Annotated in this window: 20 protein-coding genes and 1 tRNA gene; 15 read left to right on the forward strand and 6 right to left on the reverse strand. The window is 56.0% G+C overall.

The window, feature by feature from the left end:
* Window positions 1–38: 38 nt before the first annotated feature.
* Together GOV85_RS13380 and GOV85_RS13385 are read left to right on the forward strand one after the other, a co-directional pair.
* Window positions 39–410 carry a cupin domain-containing protein gene (locus tag GOV85_RS13380; protein ID WP_170467182.1) on the forward strand — a complete coding sequence of 124 codons (372 nt, stop codon included), beginning with the start codon at window positions 39–41 and terminating at the stop codon, window positions 408–410.
* Window positions 411–547: 137 nt separating this feature from the next.
* Window positions 548–871, forward strand: coding sequence for a hypothetical protein (locus GOV85_RS13385; protein WP_170467184.1), 324 nt, complete (start codon window positions 548–550; stop codon window positions 869–871).
* On the opposite strand, the gene GOV85_RS13390 is transcribed toward GOV85_RS13385, so the two are convergent.
* The 3 genes from GOV85_RS13390 to GOV85_RS13400 all read right to left on the reverse strand — a co-directional run bounded on the left by GOV85_RS13390 (window position 850) and on the right by GOV85_RS13400 (window position 3,503).
* A complete protein-coding gene (locus tag GOV85_RS13390; RefSeq protein ID WP_170467186.1) occupies window positions 850–2,121 on the reverse strand; it encodes a DUF6538 domain-containing protein in 1,272 nt (423 codons plus the stop codon). The two genes, GOV85_RS13385 and GOV85_RS13390, sit on opposite strands and share 22 nt — an antisense overlap.
* Before the next feature lie 140 nt (window positions 2,122–2,261).
* A tRNA-Ser gene (locus GOV85_RS13395) sits at window positions 2,262–2,351 on the reverse strand.
* A gap of 264 nt (window positions 2,352–2,615) precedes the next feature.
* A complete protein-coding gene (locus tag GOV85_RS13400; protein ID WP_171178948.1) occupies window positions 2,616–3,503 on the reverse strand; it encodes a MurR/RpiR family transcriptional regulator in 888 nt (295 codons plus the stop codon).
* Between the two features lie 292 nt (window positions 3,504–3,795).
* Between GOV85_RS13400 and GOV85_RS13405 the strand changes: the two genes are divergently transcribed.
* The 5 genes from GOV85_RS13405 to GOV85_RS13425 are packed head-to-tail and all read left to right on the forward strand — an operon-like array spanning window position 3,796 to window position 8,965.
* Window positions 3,796–4,878, forward strand: a complete 1,083-nt coding sequence (locus GOV85_RS13405; RefSeq protein WP_245223239.1) for an alcohol dehydrogenase family protein — start codon at window positions 3,796–3,798, stop codon at window positions 4,876–4,878.
* Complete coding sequence (locus GOV85_RS13410) at window positions 4,875–5,453, forward strand: dimethylsulfonioproprionate lyase family protein (protein WP_171178950.1); 579 nt, start codon at window positions 4,875–4,877, stop codon at window positions 5,451–5,453. The genes GOV85_RS13405 and GOV85_RS13410 overlap by 4 nt, the downstream gene beginning before the upstream one ends.
* Window positions 5,450–6,556: a mandelate racemase/muconate lactonizing enzyme family protein gene (locus GOV85_RS13415; RefSeq protein ID WP_171178952.1), complete on the forward strand. Its 1,107-nt coding sequence runs from the start codon at window positions 5,450–5,452 to the stop codon at window positions 6,554–6,556. Before GOV85_RS13410 ends, GOV85_RS13415 begins: the two co-directional genes overlap by 4 nt.
* On the forward strand, window positions 6,553–7,659 hold the full coding sequence (locus GOV85_RS13420) for a mandelate racemase/muconate lactonizing enzyme family protein (protein ID WP_171178954.1): 1,107 nt from the start codon (window positions 6,553–6,555) through the stop codon (window positions 7,657–7,659). The genes GOV85_RS13415 and GOV85_RS13420 overlap by 4 nt, the downstream gene beginning before the upstream one ends.
* Before the next feature lie 34 nt (window positions 7,660–7,693).
* Window positions 7,694–8,965, forward strand: coding sequence for an aspartate aminotransferase family protein (locus GOV85_RS13425; protein WP_171178956.1), 1,272 nt, complete (start codon window positions 7,694–7,696; stop codon window positions 8,963–8,965).
* A gap of 213 nt (window positions 8,966–9,178) precedes the next feature.
* Here GOV85_RS13425 and hemC read toward each other — a convergent pair whose 3' ends face one another.
* On the reverse strand, window positions 9,179–10,144 hold the full coding sequence (gene hemC / locus GOV85_RS13430) for a hydroxymethylbilane synthase (protein WP_171178959.1): 966 nt from the start codon (window positions 10,142–10,144) through the stop codon (window positions 9,179–9,181).
* 106 nt (window positions 10,145–10,250) lie between these two features.
* Here hemC and hemE point away from each other — a divergent pair, with 106 nt between their 5' ends.
* Complete coding sequence (hemE, locus tag GOV85_RS13435; protein ID WP_171178961.1) at window positions 10,251–11,285, forward strand: uroporphyrinogen decarboxylase; 1,035 nt, start codon at window positions 10,251–10,253, stop codon at window positions 11,283–11,285.
* Between the two features lie 81 nt (window positions 11,286–11,366).
* Here hemE and GOV85_RS13440 read toward each other — a convergent pair whose 3' ends face one another.
* Window positions 11,367–12,455, reverse strand: coding sequence for a CaiB/BaiF CoA-transferase family protein (locus GOV85_RS13440; RefSeq protein WP_171178963.1), 1,089 nt, complete (start codon window positions 12,453–12,455; stop codon window positions 11,367–11,369).
* Window positions 12,456–12,623: 168 nt separating this feature from the next.
* Between GOV85_RS13440 and GOV85_RS13445 the strand changes: the two genes are divergently transcribed.
* From GOV85_RS13445 to uvrC, 7 genes are all read left to right on the forward strand, one after another.
* Window positions 12,624–13,553, forward strand: a complete 930-nt coding sequence (locus GOV85_RS13445; RefSeq protein WP_171178965.1) for an ABC transporter ATP-binding protein — start codon at window positions 12,624–12,626, stop codon at window positions 13,551–13,553.
* Window positions 13,550–14,311, forward strand: a complete 762-nt coding sequence (locus GOV85_RS13450; RefSeq protein ID WP_171178967.1) for an ABC transporter permease — start codon at window positions 13,550–13,552, stop codon at window positions 14,309–14,311. Before GOV85_RS13445 ends, GOV85_RS13450 begins: the two co-directional genes overlap by 4 nt.
* Window positions 14,312–14,424: 113 nt before the next feature.
* Window positions 14,425–15,222 (forward strand): S49 family peptidase, encoded by a 798-nt coding sequence (locus tag GOV85_RS13455; RefSeq protein ID WP_171178969.1) that lies wholly within the window; start codon window positions 14,425–14,427, stop codon window positions 15,220–15,222.
* Between the two features lies 1 nt (window position 15,223).
* A complete protein-coding gene (locus GOV85_RS13460; protein ID WP_171178971.1) occupies window positions 15,224–15,394 on the forward strand; it encodes a hypothetical protein in 171 nt (56 codons plus the stop codon).
* Window positions 15,394–16,353, forward strand: a complete 960-nt coding sequence (locus tag GOV85_RS13465; protein ID WP_171179426.1) for a calcium/sodium antiporter — start codon at window positions 15,394–15,396, stop codon at window positions 16,351–16,353. The genes GOV85_RS13460 and GOV85_RS13465 overlap by 1 nt, the downstream gene beginning before the upstream one ends.
* Before the next feature lie 21 nt (window positions 16,354–16,374).
* Window positions 16,375–17,154, forward strand: a complete 780-nt coding sequence (locus tag GOV85_RS13470; protein WP_171178973.1) for an SDR family oxidoreductase — start codon at window positions 16,375–16,377, stop codon at window positions 17,152–17,154.
* Window positions 17,155–17,444: 290 nt separating this feature from the next.
* On the forward strand, window positions 17,445–19,307 hold the full coding sequence (uvrC, locus tag GOV85_RS13475) for an excinuclease ABC subunit UvrC (protein WP_171178975.1): 1,863 nt from the start codon (window positions 17,445–17,447) through the stop codon (window positions 19,305–19,307).
* On the opposite strand, the gene GOV85_RS13480 is transcribed toward uvrC, so the two are convergent.
* Complete coding sequence (locus GOV85_RS13480; protein ID WP_171178977.1) at window positions 19,304–20,188, reverse strand: DMT family transporter; 885 nt, start codon at window positions 20,186–20,188, stop codon at window positions 19,304–19,306. The genes uvrC and GOV85_RS13480 overlap by 4 nt on opposite strands.
* Between the last annotated feature and the right edge of the window lie 2 nt (window positions 20,189–20,190).

Consider the following 20,190-nt stretch of genomic DNA (forward strand, 5'->3'; position numbering starts at 1 on the left):
GACCGTTCTCAAACGGTTAGCCTGCGGGAGAAAATAGAATGATCAAATATGTTTTAGGCGACGATGTCGGTCCTCTTGAGCACTGGCCTTTCGACAATCCCGCAAGCGGATATCAGATCAAAGAAGGCTCCCCGCAGGCATCAGGCCGCATGGATGCTGGCGGGCCAGGCCATACGACGCGCACGGGCATCTGGCGCTGCACCAAGGGCGTTTTTGAATGCACCGAGCAAGGCGATGAACTGATGACCATCCTGTCCGGTCGATGCCGGATGACCAACCTGACCAGTGGCGAGGTTCAAGAGTTGGGCCCGGGCGACAGTCTCTTTGTGCGTGATGGCAGCCGGGTGGTCTGGGACATCATCGAAGACGTGACAAAGGTGTTTTTCGGCCATAAAGCGGACGGGTTTTGACGGTGCACCGGCCACATGATTGAGTTTCGCCCGCTTTTCTAGGGCGTCCAGATTTGGAGCCAACGCACAAATTCTTTAACGTCAGATAAATCGAAAGATCTTAAAAATCGGGCAAACAAAAACAGAGGCATAGCCCGATGCATGTAGAATTTCACGAGGCAAATAGTTTCCCTGCCAGCCGCAGTTTTTCGGATCTCAAGGCAATTAATAAATACACCAACAGAGCTCGCGACGGTCAAAAGTTTGGTCCTCAAAAAAGAAAGGCAGAAAGAACGTTAGTTCGCGAAATCGCTCGTGTGACGTCCGCGCTCGAAAAGGCTGCGCTTCTTGTGATCAAGGACCCAACTTATGTTCCTATAATGGAGCGGCTTGAACATGAACTTTGTCAGATGCAGGAACAGCTTGCCAACTGCCCGGTGGAAAGGGCGTTGGCCATTGTTCAAAAGAAGGAAATTTCTTGAAGGATGCGGGCTTTGTGCTCAAGCGAAGCACCATCACCATATCGTTGTTCTTGAAGAGCATGGCCGAAGAGATCGCGTCTAATCCGGTTATCAACTTCAGCCGCGATCATTCGATCCTCAAATGCATGACGGAGTGAGTACATAACATGTCTATCGGACTCCATCAGACCATTGGATCTCAAATACTTGTTAACTGTGTTAGAAAGTGACGCTTTGCCTTTGTAGCTGGGAAAACCGTTCGGACATTCTTGGAACGCTTCAAGGCTAACGCCAACAAGAGGAATAGTTCGCTTGGAGGCATTGTTCTTCAAGTGTCGCCCGACCGGTGCGATTTCAATGTAGGGAACAGAACCCTCAAGATGGATGCGAGCCCTGTCCAGATTTGCGGCTTCGCTAGGTCGATACCCTGTATTGATCATACCCAACAAAATGCACCGCGCCTCGGTGTTTAATCCACTCAAAGCACCTTCAGACAAAATACGATTACGAATCCAATCGTCGGAGAATGATGGTCGAGATCGCCTCTCTGGTTCCTTCAAACTCAGACCAGACAGAGGCAAATCAATCTTAAGTCGCTTTTTTTCGTTAACTGTTTTTAGAATATCACCTAGGTGCGTGAAGTCCTTGTTAGCAGAGTTCTGTGTAACTTCGCCCATTTCAATTCGCTCAATCCACATCTCCCGGAAATCCAACAAATCATCCCGAGTGATCTCGGAAATTGCCACGTCTCCGGCGACCGCGATGAAATTCTTCACCGCTTTCTTCCGTGGGTTCTTCCACCTGCGAATCTGATCAGCGTCTTTACCTAGTGTCCTATCCCTGGCGAGGGACCAATACATTTCCAACGCTTGGGAAACCGAAATCTCCGGTGCAGCAACGGCGCCCAACAGAGCCTTCGCTTCGAACGTGTCTGGGCTGCCTTGCACAACTGGAATCGCCTCAACTCGTTTCAGCAATTCTTCGAGAGGAAGCTCAGCAACCTTCGGCATTTCCAAGTACCGAAACCCCCTCGATCTAGCCAAGTTTTGTGCTGCGCTAAACTGCTTTTCAGCTTCTACGGTGTCGCCGGCAAGGCGAGCTTCCCAGCTATCCAACATCTTCGCCCAAACAGATGGCGCTTTCTCCATTGCCAAACTCAGTGAATCGGTTTTCAGGCTGATCCAGACGGTTTTTCGTTCTTCGACGCTGGCGAAACGGCGTGGAACGCGCCTAACGATACAGTAAATAGAGCCTCTGAGTTTAACATTCACAGTTCAACAGCCTCCAAGCATGAAGAGATTTGTGCAGCAAAATGTGCAGCAAAAAACATCCAGCCTCAAGCGGGGAGTCAGTCAATCCAGCTGAAAATCAACTATTTACAGTGATTTAGAGGCAGGCTCTTGCTGGATAATGGCGGAGACGAAGGGATTCGAACCCTCGAGACGGTTTCCCGCCTACTCCCTTAGCAGGGGAGCGCCTTCGACCACTCGGCCACGTCTCCGCCGACGGGTATATCCTTGCAAACGCTGGAAATACAAGGCCATTTGTCGACGGTTTGACAGTTTTCTTCAAATTCCCGGAAATCCTTGAAATAGAACAGGTTCAAGGCGGTACGCGTTGAAATTGGACACGTATCACTCCCAGAATTTCAACATCTGAGAAGAACAGGCATGTCAGGATTCGCGTTTAAGGCACCGGAAGTGAGGTTTGGGCCAGGCGAAACCTGCGGGTCAAAGGTTTTGCCGAAAACGCCAGTTAGAGGGGATCAATCCGGTTCAAAGGCGTAAAGGCCAAGTTGATGCCGCCGGCGATGGAAACGTTCGACCCGTTCAACAATCTCGTCGCTGGAAACGGCGATCACAAATGACAGCAGAGTTTCAAGCAATGCTATGGTCGAAACGGAGGAAGGGAAGAATTGGGGCGTGTCTGCGGACACAACAAAACCGTGATGCGCGTTCAGTATCACAGGGCTTGCCGGGCTGTCCGAGATCCCCACAACGGTCAGTCCCTGTTGCCGCGCCAGTTTGATCGCCTCAATCACTTCCGTGCGGTAAGGATGGCAGGTGATGGCGATCAATACGTCCTGTTCATCAGCCCAAGCCAAATCGTCAACCGGTGTTGATCCCGGGCGTGGAATAGCGTGGAATTGCTTCATCCCTGTGGACGCCAGGTAGGTGAAATTGCGTGCGTTCGAATTGTTGACGCCCACCCCCAAAGTGAAAATCTGCCGGCAGTTCCAAATGTCTTCTGCCGCTTTCTTCAGGCGGTCGGCATCAATTCCGGCAAAGGTTTCTTCAATGTTGCGGATCGCTGCGCCAACCATGTCAGCATAAAGCGTGCCCAGTTCCCCAGATTTGCCGATGTCCTGCAACCAGCGGGCACGGTCAGGAAAAGAGGCTTGCCCCTTGCGAATAGCGTCGCGAAAGGGTTCCCGGAAATCGTCATACCCGTCAAAGCCGACCTGCCGCGCCATCCGCACAAATGTGTTGGGTTTAACTTTGGCGGCCTCTGCTATTTCACGGACGGTCGAAACCCCCACATCTGTTGGGTTTTCCAACACATAACGCGCGGCTTTTTGCGCCTCTGGCGTTAGGGCGTTCCATTCTTCAGTCAGGCGGTTCAGAACGGTTTGTGATATGTTTGTGTCATTCATGATTGACGATGGTACAAATGTGAAATTAGCGTGTCGAGCAGAAACGCGACTCGGAATGAGGAACGACCATGCCCGCGCACAAAACGCCACCTCCAGTGTCTGCGATGGCTGCAGCTTGTCGGTGCTTTGATCTGAACATGACGTGGGTTGAAGGCGGATACAATGGTGCTTGCGCGTTGCTCCTAGGGGAGGGCCAAGCGCGTTGTGAGGCGCGCGTTGACCGGACATTTCTGAAAGCGGGCAAGACACTGACAGTGTTGTCCTGTCCTAACGCATTGGTGGAGAACGCTAAATGAGCTTGCCTGAAACAATGAAGGCTATGGTTACGATGGGCCATGGCGGGCTGGAACAGATGGTCCTGCACGAAAATTGGCCGCGTCCTGAACCGGCGACTGGAGAAGTGTTGATCAAGGTTGGGGCCTGCGGCTTGAACAACACCGACGTTAACACGCGATCTGGCTGGTACTCCAAGACTGTGACCGATGCCACAACCGGCGGCGCGTTTGAAGAGGTTGGCGAAGAAGACCCTACTTGGGGTGGCAACCCAATAACTTTCCCACGAATTCAGGGGGCTGACATTTGCGGGCACATTGTAGCTGTTGGCGAAGGGGTCGACCCCCGGCGCGTGGGTGAGCGTGTGATTACCGACGGTTGGCTGCGTGATTCCGCTGATCCCGGCAACATGGACAAGGCCGGTTATTTTGGTTCGGAACGCGATGGTGGGTTCGCTGAATACGCGACGACCCTTGCGGTCAATGCTGTGCCGATTTCCTCGGATCTGTCGGATGCAGAGCTGGCAACGTTCTCTTGTTCCTACTCTACCGCCGAAGGAATGTTGACCCGAGCCAATGTGAACGACAAAGACACCGTGCTGGTGCCCGGAGCATCGGGCGGTGTGGGCGGCGCGTTGGTGCAATTGGCCAAGCGGCGCGGTGCGCGGGTCATCGCGATGGCATCTGAAGCGAAGCATCCCGCTGTGGCGGCGCTTGGTCCCGATAAGGTTCTACCTCGGGCGCCTGAAAACCTGCGCACGGCGTTGGGTGACGAAAAGATCACCGTGGTCGCCGATGTGGTCGGTGGTCCCTATTGGGCGCACTTGATCGATATTTTAGAACGCGGCGGACGTTACACCTGCTCAGGTGCAATTGCTGGACCGATGGTCGAGTTTGACCTGCGCACCTTTTATCTGCGCGACCTGACTTTTACGGGTTCGACCGTGATTGACCCGCAGGTGATGACGAACCTTGTGAGTTACATTGAGGCCGGTGAAATCAAACCGGCTTTGGCAGCGACATATCCGTTGGAGGAGTTGCGTGAGGCACAAGCTGCCTTCATCGCCAAAGAGCACACCGGAAACATAGTGGTGATTCCATGACACTGGACAGCGTTTTGGAGGCCGCGCGGCATGTACATCAGGCACATCCTGACCTGTCGGCCTTTGGCGCATGGCCTTCTGATCTGTCTGTTGCGATGTCAGAGCCAAGTCATGTTCCTGCGGCGGATCTGGTGCGGGACTGCGACTTTCGGGGGAGCGATCTGACTCAGCCGTTGATCGACGCAGTCAAGGCAACCACTCATCTGGCCCATTGGAAACAGACATACACAGAGGAAGAGGTCGGCGCGGATTTTCTCAGCCGGTATGGCTATTACGAGCTGTTTGGCCCAACCGGCCATTTTCATTCAACTCAGCTGCGTGGCTATATCGGGTATTGGGGGGCTGGGCTGATCTATGACTGGCACAGCCATCAAGCCGAAGAAATCTATCTGACGCTGGCTGGTGGCGCGGTGTTCAAGGTTGAGAGTGATGCGGCTTTTGTTGGTCCCAACCAGACACGTCTGCATTCCAGTTGGCAAAGCCATGCCATGGTCACAACGGATCAACCGATCCTGACCTTTGTGCTGTGGCGCGGTGAGGGCATGGGAGATCTACCCAGAATGGATGCGCAATGAAGATCACACGAATTCGGGTTTATCAGACAGGGCTGCCCTATGTCGGTGGTGCTTATGTCTGGGGCGCCGGAAACGCTATCAAAACGGCCATCGCCTCGGTCGTGGTTATGGATACTGACGCGGGTTTTCAGGGCTGTGGCGAGTTCACGCCGTGTGGCGAAAACTATATGGTCGCGCATTCCGAGGGCGTAACAGCCCTGGCGCGGCTTGTTGCCCCGAAACTGTTGGGTGAAGACCCGCGTCAGGTCGGACGGATCGAACAGTTGATGGATCAACTGGTTCAGGGCCATGGGTATGCCAAGTCTCCTTTCGATGCAGCCTGCTGGGACATTTTGGGTAAGGCGTGTGATCAGCCGCTTTGGATGTTGCTGGGCGGCAAGCTGACCGACGGTGCGCCGATGTACCGGGTGGCCCCGCAGAAAGCGGTGGATGAAACGGTAGCCGAGATGAATGTCTATCGCGATCAGGGCTACCGCCAGTTTCAGGTCAAGGTCGGGGGTGACTGGGCCACGGACATCGATCGGATACGGACGACTGTTCCGCTGTTGGAGCCGGACGAAAAAGCGATGGCCGATGCCAATCAGGGGTGGCGTGTTGACAATGCAATTCGGGTGGCGCGCGCGACGCGCGACCTGGATTTCATCCTCGAACAACCCTGTCGTACCTACGAGGAATGCCAACAGGTGCGCCGTGTGGCCGAGCAACCAATGAAACTGGATGAATGTGTAACAGGCATCCAAATGGCGCAGCGGATTGTTGCGGATCGTGGGGCCGAGATCTGTTGTCTGAAGATCTCGAATCTTGGCGGCATCAGCAAAGCGCGGCGTGTGCGGGATTATCTGATAGACAACCGCATCCCCGTTGTCAGCGAAGACACGTGGGGGGGCGAAATCACGACGTCTGTGGTGGCACATTTTGCTGCCTCAACCCCGCCCGAATATCTGCAGAACACAACTGATCTGATGAACTACAACACTCGATCAACCGGCATCGGTGGACCGACGGCCCGAGACGGGAAGCTTTATGCAACCGACACGCCGGGTTTGGGCGTGGCACCTGACTTTGAAAGCCTCGGTGCGCCGGTGGCGGAGTACACACTATGAAGATCAAGTCCATTACCGTCTATCAGGTGGACCTGCCGTTGGAGCACCCCTATTGGCTGTCTGGCGGGCGGCTGAAGTTCGAAACGCTCGATGCGACGATTGTGAAGATCGAAACCGCCTCCGGTCTGGTCGGCTGGGGCGAAGGCACCCCTTGGGGGCACACCTATGTTCCTGCCCACGGGCCAGGCATTCGCGCTGGTATCGAAACGATGGCACCTTTCATTCTGGGTCTCGATCCGCGCAAGGTGCTGGACGTGGAACGGGCGATGGATCTGGCATTGCCCGGGCATCTTTACGCCAAAAGCCCGATCGATATGGCTTGTTGGGATATTGCAGGTCAGGCCGCAGGTCTGCCCATTGCCGATCTTATGGGCGGTGGGTCGCGCACACCGCGCCCGATTGCCTCGTCGGTAGGAGCGAAGACTGTCGAAGAAACCCGCGAAGTGATGGAACGCTATCGCAGCCGGGGTTACATTGCGCATTCGGTCAAAATTGGTGGTAACGTGGAACGCGATATCGCTCGGGTCCGCGATGTGGAAAGCATCCGGCGACCGGGCGAGATTGTCCTCTATGACGTCAATCGGGGTTGGTCTCGTCAGCAAGCCCTGCGGGTGATGAGCGCTTGCGAAGATCTGAACGTGATGTTCGAACAGCCCGGCGAGACGCTGGACGATATTGCGGCAATCTCGGGGCTGCATGCCTCGCCTGTGTCCGTGGATGAAACTCTGGTGACTTTGCAGGATGCAGCCCGGATCGCCCGCGATGGTATTGCCGAAATTTTCGGGATCAAGCTGAACCGCGTTGGTGGACTGACCAAGGCGGCTCGGATGCGGGATATCGCGCTGGCCCATGGTATCGATATGTTTGTGATGGCCACCGGCGGCACGGTTCTGGCCGATACCGAGGCGCTGCATCTGGCGGCCACCATCCCGGATGACAATTTCCACGCAGTCTGGGCGTGTCAGGATATGATTGCGGTCGATATTGCGGGCGGTCGTGGCCCGCGCAATATTGATGGTCACCTGCACCTGCCCGAAACCCCGGGACTGGGTGTGCATCCGGACGAAAATGCGCTTGGCACCCCGGTCGCAGTTTATCGATAAACACTCAACACATTGAAGTTGGAGATCGGGTCACATGTTGAAGATCAAAACTCAATCCGAATGGATCGCCCGCGCAAAGTCTGTGTTACCCGCAGGCGGGTTTGGCAATTTTGATCCGGGTATCATAATCGCCCGTGGCGAAGGCAGCCGTGTCTGGGACGAGGACGGGAACGAATATGTCGATTATCTGATCGGCTCAGGCCCGATGCTGCTCGGTCATGGTCACCCCGAGGTGATGGAGGCTGTTCTGGAACAGTTGCCGCAAGGCATGACCTTCTTTGCCAATAACAGAAAGGGTATCGAACTGGCCGAAGCCATCATCGAGGCCGTTCCCTGCTGTGATCAGGTGCGGTTTGTTGCGTCAGGTGGCGAAGCTGACATGTATGCCATTCGGCTGGCACGGGCCTATACGGGTCGCAACAAGATCCTCAAGTTCGAAGGTGGCTATCACGGGATGAGCGCCGAAGCGCAGATGAGTCTGGCGCCCAGTCGTCGGGTCAATTTCCCTCAGGCCGTGCCCGACAGTGCCGGAATTCCCGAAAGCGTGGCCGAACAGATGCTGATCGCGCCGTTCAATGATCTTGAGGCTGTCGCGGCCCTGCTGGACGAGCATGACGATGTGGCGGCGATCATGGTCGAACCGTTGCAGCGGATCATTCCGCCCTTGCCCGGGTACCTGCAAGGGCTGAGGGATTTGTGCGACAAACACGATGTGCTGCTGATCTTCGATGAGATCGTCACCGGGTTCCGTCTGGCGTATGGCGGGGCGCAGGAACGTTATGGCGTGACCCCGGATATCTGCACCTTGGGCAAAATCACCGGCGGCGGGTTTCCTTTGGCGGCTTTAGGCGCCAGCGCCGAGATCATGAAGCATTTCGACAAATCGAAAGTCGGTGAAGACGGCTGGCTGATGCAATTGGGCACTTTGTCGGGCAATCCGGTGGCTTCGGTTGCGGGATTGAAAACAATGGAAATCCTGCGGCGTGATGGGGCCTATGAACACTTGCGCGGTATCGGGCGGCAGTTGCAAGACATGCAGAAGGACGCGCTGAACGAAGCCGGCATTCCGCATCGGATTTGCGGAGACGAGACTTTGTTCGATATCTATTTTACCAAAGCCGAATGCAGGGACTACCGCAGCGCCAGTCACGACGACCCTGCACGCAACGCAACGTATAATGGCGCTTTGCGGTCGCATGGGATTTTCAAAGCTCCGGGCAAGCTGTACCCGTCATTAGCGGTGACCGAGGCCGATCTGGATCAGACCAGAGAAGCCGTACGCCACGCCGTGGCTGCAATTTCCTGATCATTGTAAAAAAACGGGTCGCTGTTGATAACAACTGCGACCCGTCACCTCTGGAAGTCAGGGGCCAGCCTCGCCCCCTCGAATACTGATTAAATCACCGCAATCTGAAAACTTTTCGATACTTTCGAGACTGACCTGACTTCCTGGTTGGTATGTCACTTTAATGCCTGAAGAAATCGCCTTTTACAGTGACCCAGTTCACACTCGAAGAATTTATTTTGAATTTTTCCAATCAAATAAATCCGGTCCAGCCTGCGCAAGCAATTCGGCAGCCATCGCGCGGGCCATTTCCGGCCCGTCTGTGATTGCGCCCGTCATATCCCGACTGGCGGTTTCCGTTCCATCTGGTCGCAGAACTTCGCCACGCAACCTGAGGGCGCCATTGTTGATTTCGGCCAGACCCGCGATCGGCGTTTCACACGACCCGTCCAGAGCATCCAGCAACGTACGTTCGGCCGCCAGCCGTTGGCCTGTTTCCGCGTGGTGAATCGCCTCAAGCATTTCTGCCGCACGCATATCGTCGCTGCGCCGTTCAATGCCGATGGTGCCTTGCGCGATGGCGGGCAGCATATCGTCAGGGGAAATGGCGCTTGCCGGGACATCATCCATACCCAGACGTCGAATTCCCGCCATCGCCAGGAAGGTGCAATCTGCCACGCCATCTTCCAGCTTTTTCAGTCGCGTCTGAACGTTTCCACGAAATTCGACCACCTTCAGATCAGGACGCCGGTTCAGCAATTGAGCACGGCGACGCAGCGAGGAGGTGCCAACAACGGCACCCTCGGGCAGTTCGTGGATGGAACCCAAGCGCGGGGAGATAAACGCATCTCGCACGTCCTCACGCGGCAGGAAAGTATCCAGCACAAGGCCGTCGGGCTGTGCGACCGGCATGTCTTTGGTCGAATGCACGGCGATGTCGATTTCAGCGCGCAGCATCGCTTCTTCGATTTCTTTGGTGAACAGACCCTTGTTGCCGATCTCTTTCAGCGGTCGATCAGCATCGATCATGGCGCGATTGTCGCCCGTTGTTTTGATTACCACGATATCGAATGCATCTTCGGGCAGGTCGAAGGCATCACTCAGGCGTTGGCGTGTTTCATGGGCCTGCGCCAAAGCAAGCGGCGAGCCACGGGTGCCGATTCTGAGGGGCGATGCGGGTGTGGGCAAATTCACAGTCATGCTCACAGCTTTAGTCGCGTCACATTGCCCTGACAATGGGGGCTGCGCTTGACAAATTGCCGCCGAAGGACGACCCGTTGCGAAAACCGGATGACTGGGGGCGAATATGGCCGAGACAAAGAAACTGCTGCGGGCGCTGGCGGGTGAGGTGCAGGATGTGCCGCCGATCTGGATGATGCGTCAGGCGGGCCGGTATTTGCCCGAGTATCGCGCCACCCGCGCACAGGCCGGCGATTTCCTGTCCTTGTGCTATAACCCTGAGCTTGCGGCCGAAGTCACATTGCAACCGATCCGTCGTTACGGGTTTGATGCCGCGATCCTGTTTGCCGATATCCTGTTGGTGCCGCAGGCGCTGGGCGCTGATCTGTGGTTTGTGACCGGTGAAGGCCCGCGCCTGTCGACGATCACGCAGCAATCCGAGTTTGACGCGCTAAAACCAGTTGACGCGATTCATGAAACACTGTCGCCCGTTTATGAAACGGTACGAATTCTGTCGCGCGAATTGCCGTCGGAAACCACTCTGATCGGTTTTGCCGGCGCGCCGTGGACGGTCGCAACTTACATGATCGCAGGGCGCGGCACGCCTGATCAGGGCCCCGCGCACGCGTTGCGGGAAGGGAACACCGCGCTGTTTGAGGCCTTGTTGGAACGTATCACTGCCGCAACGATCGAATACCTGTCCGCGCAAATCGAAGCCGGGGCCGAGGTGGTCAAGATCTTTGACAGTTGGGCGGGGTCCTTGAAAGGTGAGGCGTTCCATAAATACGCGGTCGAACCGTGCCGGGTGATTACTCAGGCCATCAAGGAACGCCATCCAGGCATACCGGTCATCGGATTCCCGCGTGAGGCGGGCGAAGGGTATATCGGGTTTGCCAAAACAACAGGTGTAGATTGCGTCGCGCTGGACAACTCGGTGTCGCCGGAATGGGCGGCCGAGCATGTACAGGTTGATGGCTGTGTGCAGGGCAATCTGGCCTCGTCCCATATGGTGACGGGCGGGCAGGCGTTGGTGGATGAAACGCGGCGCATTGTTGAGGCGTTCTCGAAGGGGCCACATATCTTCAACCTGGGCCACGGGATCACGCCAGATGCGGATCCTGAGAATGTGCAGTTGATGATCGACACGGTGCGCGCACGGTAAGCTGGTGAAAGGGGGCCAGCCCCCTTCTTGGTCTGCGACCAATTCATCCCCCGAGGTATTTAGGGCCAGATGAAGCGCGGATCAGCGTGGGTCGTTGAGCTGCGCGAGGATGTCCTTTGTGTGCTCTCCGCGTGTTGGGCTGGGTCTGTGGTTCCATTGATGATTTGAAAACCGAGGCGCGGCGGCGGCTTGGAGAGTGCCGTCGATGTCTTGCCAAGTGTTGCGATGAGTGTTCATCGGGTGGTCCTGCGCCTCTTGCGGGTTGAGCACCGGGGCGACACAGGCATCTGTGCCGCGAAACACGGCGTCCCAGTGATCGCGCGGTTGGCTGGCGAAGATTTCGGCAAGGCGTTGGGTCAGATCAGGCCAGAGTGTGCGATCATATTGGTTCTGGAATTCGGCGTCACGGGCCAGGCCGAGGGTCTGCAAAAACTGAGCATAAAATTTGGGCTCGAGGCATTGGACTGTAATGAAGCCACCATCAGCGCACGTATATGTGCGGCTCCAGTGTGGGCCGTCCAAAAGGCTTTCACCGCGCGTATCGGACAGATTGCCTGTTTGGCGCATGGTCATCAGAAGGTTCATCATATGGGCTGAACCGTCATATATTGCAGCATCGACAACTGTACCTTCACCAGTGCGTTGCGCGTTAATAAGACCGGCCAGAAGACCCGCGACGAGATACATGGCTCCGCCGCCAATATCGCCCACCAGAGTTGCGGGTGTCTGCGGGGGCTGGTTGGGATGAGAGGCATACCAGAGCGCTCCGGATAGGGCGATATAGTTGAGATCATGCCCGGCTGTGTCAGCCAGCGGACTATCCTGGCCCCAGCCCGTCATGCGTCCATAGACAAGCTTCGGGTTACGGGCCAGGCAGGGTTTGGGGCCAAGGCCCAGCTTTTCCATCACACCGGGGCGGAAGCCTTCGATCAAGGCATCTGCGGTGCCGATCAGACACAGGGCGGTTTCCAGGTCATCAGGGTCTTTCAGGTCAAGCGCGATGGACCGCTTTCCGCGATCCAGAAGTGAGCGTTCTGGCATTCCGGGTGTGACAGCACCGCTTTTGCGATGAATGGTTATCACATCAGCGCCCAAATCGGCCAGTTGCATGGCGGCAAACGGGCCGGGGCCCAAACCTTCGATTTCGACGACACGAATTCCCTTTAGCATCTGCACCCTCCGTTTCGGGCAGAGTTTGCGAGCAGGCTGCGGATTGCAAGGCGGATGTTAGTGGCGCAGATCGTCGCCTGTAAGGCAGATGTGTGTCAAACGATGTTGAATTGACCTGTTATACCCAGGTTTGGCGCGATAGGGTCCACACCAGAACGGGGAACGGATATGACGACAATTTTGTCCATCAGAGATCTGCGCAAGTCTTACGCCGATGGGTTTGAGGCGCTGAAAGGTGTGTCCTTGGACATTGAAGAGGGTGAGATTCTTGCCCTGTTGGGGCCAAACGGTGCTGGCAAGACAACCTTGATCTCAACTATCTGCGGGATCACCACCCCGAGTTCCGGTGAGGTCACGGTGGGAGGGCATGATATTCAGGCCGATTACCGCGCTGCGCGTAGGATGATCGGGCTTGTGCCGCAGGAAATTGCGCTGGAACCGTTTGAGAAGGTTTGGAACACCGTACGCCTGTCGCGGGGGCTGTTCGGGCTTGGCAAAAACAATGCGCGGATCGAAGAGATTCTGCGGAAACTGTCCCTTTGGGACAAGCGCAACAATGCGATCAAGGAATTGTCTGGGGGTATGAAACGTCGGGTGCTTATCGCCAAAGCACTGGCTCATGAGCCCCGCGTTCTGTTTCTGGATGAACCCACTGCCGGTGTGGATGTCGAGCTGCGTAAAGACATGTGGGAAATCGTGGCCGAGCTTAAAAGGGACGGGGTCACAATCATTCTGACCACCCATTATATCGAAGAGGCCGAAGCCATTGCAGATCGTGTCGGGGTCATCGACAAGGGTGAGCTGCTTTTGGTGCAGGATAAGGACTCACTGATGGCACAGATGGGTAAAAAGCAGATTGAGGTCATGCTGACAGAGCCCATCGCGCAGATTCCAGACAGTCTTGCGCTGCACAACCTGACACTGAATGGTGCGGGGGATGTCTTGATTTACACCTATGACACCCACGCGGACCGCACGGGTATCACGACACTGCTGAATGACGTCTCACAAGCCGGGTTGATACTGCGGGACGTGCAAACACGGCAATCGAGTCTGGAAGAGATATTCGTCAATCTTGTATCCGGAGAAATGGCATGAACTGGACTGCAATTGCCGCCATCTACCGGTTCGAAATGACCCGGTTCTTCCGCACTCTCGCGCAAAGCTTTTTCTCACCGGTTCTGTCCACGTCGTTGTACTTCGTGGTATTTGGCACGGCTATCGGCAGCCGCATTCAGGAAGTCGAAGGCGTCTCATATGGTGCGTTCATCGTGCCGGGGTTGATCATGTTGTCGGTGGTGATGCTGTCGATTTCGAACGCGTCTTTCGGGATATATTTCCCGAAGTTTCTTGGCACTATCTATGAACTGCTGTCCGCGCCGGTCGATTTCATCGAGATCGTGATCGGATATGTTGGTGCCGCAGCCACCAAGGCGTTGTTTGTCGGTTTGGTGATATTGGCAACCGCTACTTTTTTTGTGGATATTCGGATTGAACATCCCTTTGCCATGGCTGCGTTTCTGATCCTTTCCTGCCTCAGCTTTTCGTTGCTGGGTTTTATCATTGGAATCTGGGCCAGCAATTTCGAACAGATGTCACTGGTGCCACAACTTGTGGTGACGCCGCTGATCTTTCTGGGCGGCACATTTTATTCGATCTCGATGCTGCCACCGTTGTGGCAGACGATCACGTTGTTCAATCCGGTAGTTTATCTGATTTCGGGCTTTCGCTGGTCTTTTTATGGGCTAGCGGACGTACCAATTGTCTTTAGTCTTCTGGCCATTCTCGCTTTTACTGGGGTCTGTTTGGCGGTCATCGGCTGGATTTTCAAAACGGGTTGGCGGATACGCAGCTGACTTTCGTCAGGCGTTGCATTTTTGCCCGTTGAGTGTGGGAATTTGGTTCACGTCGCGTTTAAGGCCGAATGAGTCCCTTGTTTACGGGTTGGCGGCACTCTACATCGGCACCCATGAAACTCAGCCTGCCGTTTGTCAAAAAACACCCCTGCGTGGCCGTTGTCCGCCTGTCCGGCGCCATTGGAATGGCGGGCCGTGGTGCGTTGAATGACACGACCTTGGCTCCTTTTCTGGAAAAAGCGTTTCGCAAGGGAAAACCCGCTGCCGTGGCGCTTGAGCTTAATTCCCCAGGCGGGTCCCCTGTGCAAAGTTCGCTGATCGGTGCCCGTATCCGACGTTTGTCGGAAGAGCTGGACGTGCCTGTGATTGCCTTTGTCGAGGATGTTGCTGCCTCGGGCGGGTACTGGCTGGCCGCCGCCGCGGACGAGATCTGGGCAGATGACAGTTCGGTTCTGGGCTCGATCGGAGTGATTTCGGCCGGGTTTGGCGCGCATGTCTTTCTGGCGCGTCAGGGGCTTGAGCGGCGCGTGCACACGGCTGGAGAATCGAAGTCGATGCTGGATCCGTTTGCTCCGGAAAAGAAAGAGGACGTGGCCCGTCTGCAGGGGTTGTTGGGGGACATCCACGAAAACTTCATTGATCATGTCAAAGCGCGACGTGGGGACAAGTTGGATCAAAGTGCCGATCTTTTCACGGGTGAAGTCTGGCTGGCGCGGCGTGCGCAAGAGTTGGGCCTGATTGATGGCATTGCCCACCTCAAACCCAAGATGCAGGAACGCTTCGGCGAAAAGGTCAAATTCCGCCGTTACGGCGTGCGCAAACCGATCTGGACACGCTTTGGGGCCAGCCTGGCACAGGATGCCATCGCCGGATTAGAGGAGCGTGCTGCCTTCGCGCGTTTCGGTTTGTAGCGTGATCATCAAGGCCGTCACCCTTTTCCTGATTGCCATGGGCGTATTGGCGATGTTCGGCAAGCTGCGCTTTCCCGGGCAAAAGAAATTGAGCTCTGCGAAATGCCGGCGCTGCGGGCGGTATCGTATCGGCAAAGGCCCCTGCGCCTGTGAAAAAGGAGGCCGGACTTGATTACCACTTGGCTGCTGTCCGGTCTTGGCCTGTTGATTCTATTGCTGGCGGGCGACGCCCTTGTGCGTGGTGCCGTGAACCTGAGCTTGCGCCTAGGTGTTCCGGCGTTGATCGTCAGCCTGACGATCGTGGCATTTGGCACATCCGCGCCAGAGCTTTTGATTGCGATCAGCGCTTTGCAAGAGAATGCCCCGGGCATTGCGCTGGGCAATGTTGTCGGATCCAACACGGCGAATATTTTGTTGGTTCTGGGCCTTCCCGCGCTGCTTGCGACCTTGCACACCAGCGAATGTAACAGCCGCCGGAACTATGTCTTCATGCTGGTGGCCACAGTTCTGTTCATCGGTTTGGCCTTCTGCGGAACTTTTACCTTTTTCAGCGGCCTGATCCTGCTGGCGGCTTTGGGCCTGGTCTTGTTGAACGCCTTTCGCGAGGCAAAGGCCCATCGCAAAGCTTGCGGTGAAGCCTGCGTAGATGAAGAGCTTGAGGGACTGGAAGAAGCTGATCCCGACATGCCCTATTGGAAGGTGTCGATTTACTTGATACTGGGGCTGGTTGGCTTGCCAATGGGGGCGCACCTGCTGGTGGACAACGCGACCATTATCGCACGGACTTATGGGGTCAGTGAAACGGTCATTGGTTTGACTCTGATCGCGGTCGGAACGTCTTTACCCGAGCTGGCGACGACAGTTATGGCTGCATTGCGCAGACAGGCTGATGTGGCGTTGGGTAACGTGATCGGTTCGAACATGTTCAACCTTTTGGCCATCATCGGGATTGCAACGTGGTTCGGCCGCATACCGGTTGATCCCGAGTTCCTGCGGTTCGACTTGTGGGTTATGTTGGGCGCATCGCTGCTGCTGATCCCGTTTGTGTTCCTCAAACAGGATATCTCGCGCGTATGGGGGTTGGTGTTGACTTTCCTTTATGTGCTTTATGTCACCGTATTGCTGGTGTGATCTGACAAAATGAGGTGAAGCATGACCCGAGCTTTAGTGACCGGTGCCGGTATCCGTCTGGGCCGGGCTATGGCGCTGTATCTGGCGGGTCGTGGTTACGATGTAGCGGTTCACTACGCTACATCCGAACAGCCCGCGCAGGAAACGGTCGTCAAGATACAGGCCCTTGGGCGTCATGCAGTGGCATTGCAGGCCGATCTGCTGGACGAAGCTCAGGTTCAGGCGTTGTTGCCGAACGCGGCTGAGGCGCTGGGCGGCCCGATCACATGTCTGGTGAACAACGCCTCGATCTTTGAATATGACAATATCCATACCGCAACGCGCCAAAGCTGGGACCGCCATCTCGACAGCAATCTGCGTGCGCCATTCGTACTGACACAGGCTATGGCGGAACAGGGACTGGCCGCTGGCATGGACGAAAACGAAGAGCCTTTGGCCGCGGGCTTGATCGTCAACATGGTGGACATGAGGGTGCGAAAACTGACGCCAGAGTTCATGTCTTACACCATCGCGAAAATGGGGCTGTGGGCCCTGACCCGAACGGCCGCTCAGGCCCTGTCACCTGACATTCGGGTCAACGCGATTGGTCCGGGTCCGACGGTTCAGGGGCATCGCCAAAGCGAACAGCATTTTCAGGCGCAACGATCCAACACGGTTCTGGAACGCGGATCGAACCCCTCGGATATCACCGCTGCGCTGGGGTATTTTCTGGACGCGCACGCGGTCACTGGGCAACTTCTATGCGTTGATGGGGGGCAGCATCTGGGTTGGAAAACACCCGACGTGCTCGGCGTAGAATAAGCAATTTCGCTGCAAGTTTTGCACTGCTCTCATTCGTGTTACCTGCGCGTTACAAAAATGTCTTTTTTTTCATACACTTGCTAAGTGATTGAAAAAATATCATTTAGAATCAAGGCGTTAATTTATTGCCCATTTTTTGTGCAAATCAAGGAAGAGGCAATGAAACAAGGGGATTTCCGATCCAGCAGAAACTTATCTTCACACTTATCCACAGAAGTCGTGGATTTGTTTCCTCTTGATTTGAGAGGCCTGAGATTGCAGCCAGTCCAAGAGAATCATATCAAAAGCCTATGACCACCCACAGCGACTCTTCTCCGACCGGTTATGCCTGCATTCAGCGCTATGCAAAAACGCTGGACAGTTCGCCCGGTGTGTATCGGATGCTGGATGCGGATAGTCGGGTACTGTATGTGGGTAAGGCACGCAACCTGAAGGCGCGGGTGTTGAATTACACACGCCCGGGGCATTCTGGCCGGATCGAGAAGATGATCGCTTCGACCGCCTCGATGATGTTCCTGACAACCCGGACCGAGACCGAGGCGTTGCTGCTGGAGCAGAACTTGATCAAGCAGCTCAAGCCCAAGTACAACGTGCTGCTGCGCGACGATAAGAGCTTTCCTAACATTCTGGTCGCCAAGAACCACGCCTTTCCCCAGATCAAAAAGCATCGCGGGGCGAAGAAGGAAAAGGGTGCTTACTTTGGGCCCTTCGCCAGTGCAGGGGCGGTGAACCGCACGTTGAACCAGTTGCAAAAGGCGTTCCTGCTGCGCAACTGCTCGGATTCCATGTTTGACAGTCGAACGCGGCCTTGTCTGCTCTATCAGATCAAACGCTGTTCAGGGCCGTGCGTCGGGTTGATCTCGGAAGAGGCATACCGCGAAAGCGTCAAGGACGCCGAGCGTTTCCTGTCAGGCCGATCCACCAAGGTGCAGGAGGATCTGGCCGAGCAGATGATGGCCGCGTCCGAGGCAATGGAGTTTGAACGCGCCGCCGGTCTGCGTGATCGTATCCGGGCACTTACGCAAGTTCAGACGTCCCAGGGTATCAACCCGCGCGGCGTGGCCGAGGCGGATGTGATCGGCCTGTATATGGATAGCGGCCAGGCTTGTGTGCAGGTGTTCTTCATCCGCGCCAATCAAAACTGGGGCAACAAGGATTTCTATCCGCGTGTCGGCCCCGATGTTTCGCCCGCTGAGGTGATGGAGGCGTTCCTTGGTCAGTTCTACGACAACAAGGAACCGCCCCGGCAGCTGATCCTATCGGACGGGATCGAAAACGCCGATCTGATGCAGGAGGCCCTGACCGAGAAGGCAGGCCGCAAGGTGGAGATCCTTGTTCCGCAGCGCGGTGAGAAACAGGAACTGGTGGCGGGCGCCTTGCGAAATGCGCGCGAGTCATTGGCTCGCCGCATGTCCGAAAGCGCAACGCAGGCCAAACTGTTGCGCGGGGTGGCCGAAGCGTTTGATCTGGACGCGCCACCGGAACGGATCGAGGTTTACGACAACTCGCACATTCAGGGCACCAACGCGGTCGGTGGAATGATTGTTGCGGGGCCCGAGGGCTTCATGAAGAACGCCTATCGCAAATTCAACATTCGTGGTGACGATCTGACGCCGGGCGATGATTTCGGCATGATGAAAGAGGTTCTGAACCGCCGCTTTACCCGTTTGCAAAAAGAAGACCCGGATCGGGAAAAAGGGCTCTGGCCCGATCTTTTGCTGATTGACGGCGGTGCAGGGCAGGTAAGTGCGGTGCATGAGATCATGCAGGCCCATGGGGTCGCAGACATTCCAATGGTCGGGGTTGCGAAAGGGGTCGATCGCGATCACGGCAAGGAAGAGTTTCATCGGACCGGTCAGCGCCCCTTTGCCCTGAAGCGCAACGACCCTGTGCTGTATTTTATTCAACGTTTGAGGGACGAAGCACATAGGTTTGCCATCGGTACTCACCGCGCAAAGCGTGCAAAGGCCGTAGGCGCCACGCCGTTGGACGAAATTCCCGGCGTAGGGGCGGCGCGCAAACGTGCCTTGTTAACTCATTTCGGCAGCGCCAAGGCGGTCAGTCGAGCCAATCTGGTGGACCTAAAAGCAGTCGAGGGGATCTCGGCCGGGTTGGCGCAGAAGGTCTATGATTTCTTTCACGACAAGGGTTAGGCGCGCCGTCCACGCCACAGGATGTATAGCCCCGAAGCCACGATCAACGCGCTGCCGATCCACATTACGGGATCGAGGCTTTCGCCGAACATGAGCACGCCCAAGCCGATGCCGAACAATAGTCGCGTATAGCGGAATGGGGTCACAGCGGAAACTTCGCCTGTGCGCATGGCCTTCATCAGCGAAGAATAAGCCAAAACGCCCATCAGCACCGCTCCGGTCAGATGCAGGCTGGTATGTAGATCAAGCGAAACCATCGGCACGCCTTCCCAAAACCGATAGGCGAGCCCCGCAACGATGATGCTGAGAAACCCGTAGAATCCCAAGACTTCGGTTCCCAGCGTGGCAGGTGCTGCGCGACTGGCCAAATCACGCCCCGCAAATCCCAGCATGCCTAGAACGGCCAGAATCGACAGCAATGAAAAGCTGTCGCCGGTGGGCTGCAGGATCACGACAACACCAAGCATACCCACGAAAATAGCGCTCCACCGCCGCCAACCTACCGCTTCACCAAAGAACAACGCTGCACCTGCGACCACGACAAGCGGTGTGGCCTGCAAAATCACCGTGGCCGAGGACAATGGCGTGAGCGCTATGGCCAGAACATAGAACAACCGCCCCAGAACTTCGAACAGGACCCGAACCTTCATCGGCCGAGACAGCACGTCAGGATGCATCAAGCGCGTTCCGCGCATCAATGCTACCGCAGCAAAAACAAGTGATCCACCAGCGCCAAACACAACAAGGACTTGCCAGATCGGCACCACGGCCGAGGACGCTTTGAGCAGCGCGTCCTCAAGCGCAAAACCCGCCATTGCGGCAATCATCCATAGGCTGCCAATCATGTTCGCGCGGGCATCGGTTTGAATATGGGCTGTCATCT

The organism is Ruegeria sp. HKCCA4633, assembly GCF_013034605.1.
Taxonomy (GTDB): Bacteria; Pseudomonadota; Alphaproteobacteria; order Rhodobacterales; family Rhodobacteraceae; genus Ruegeria.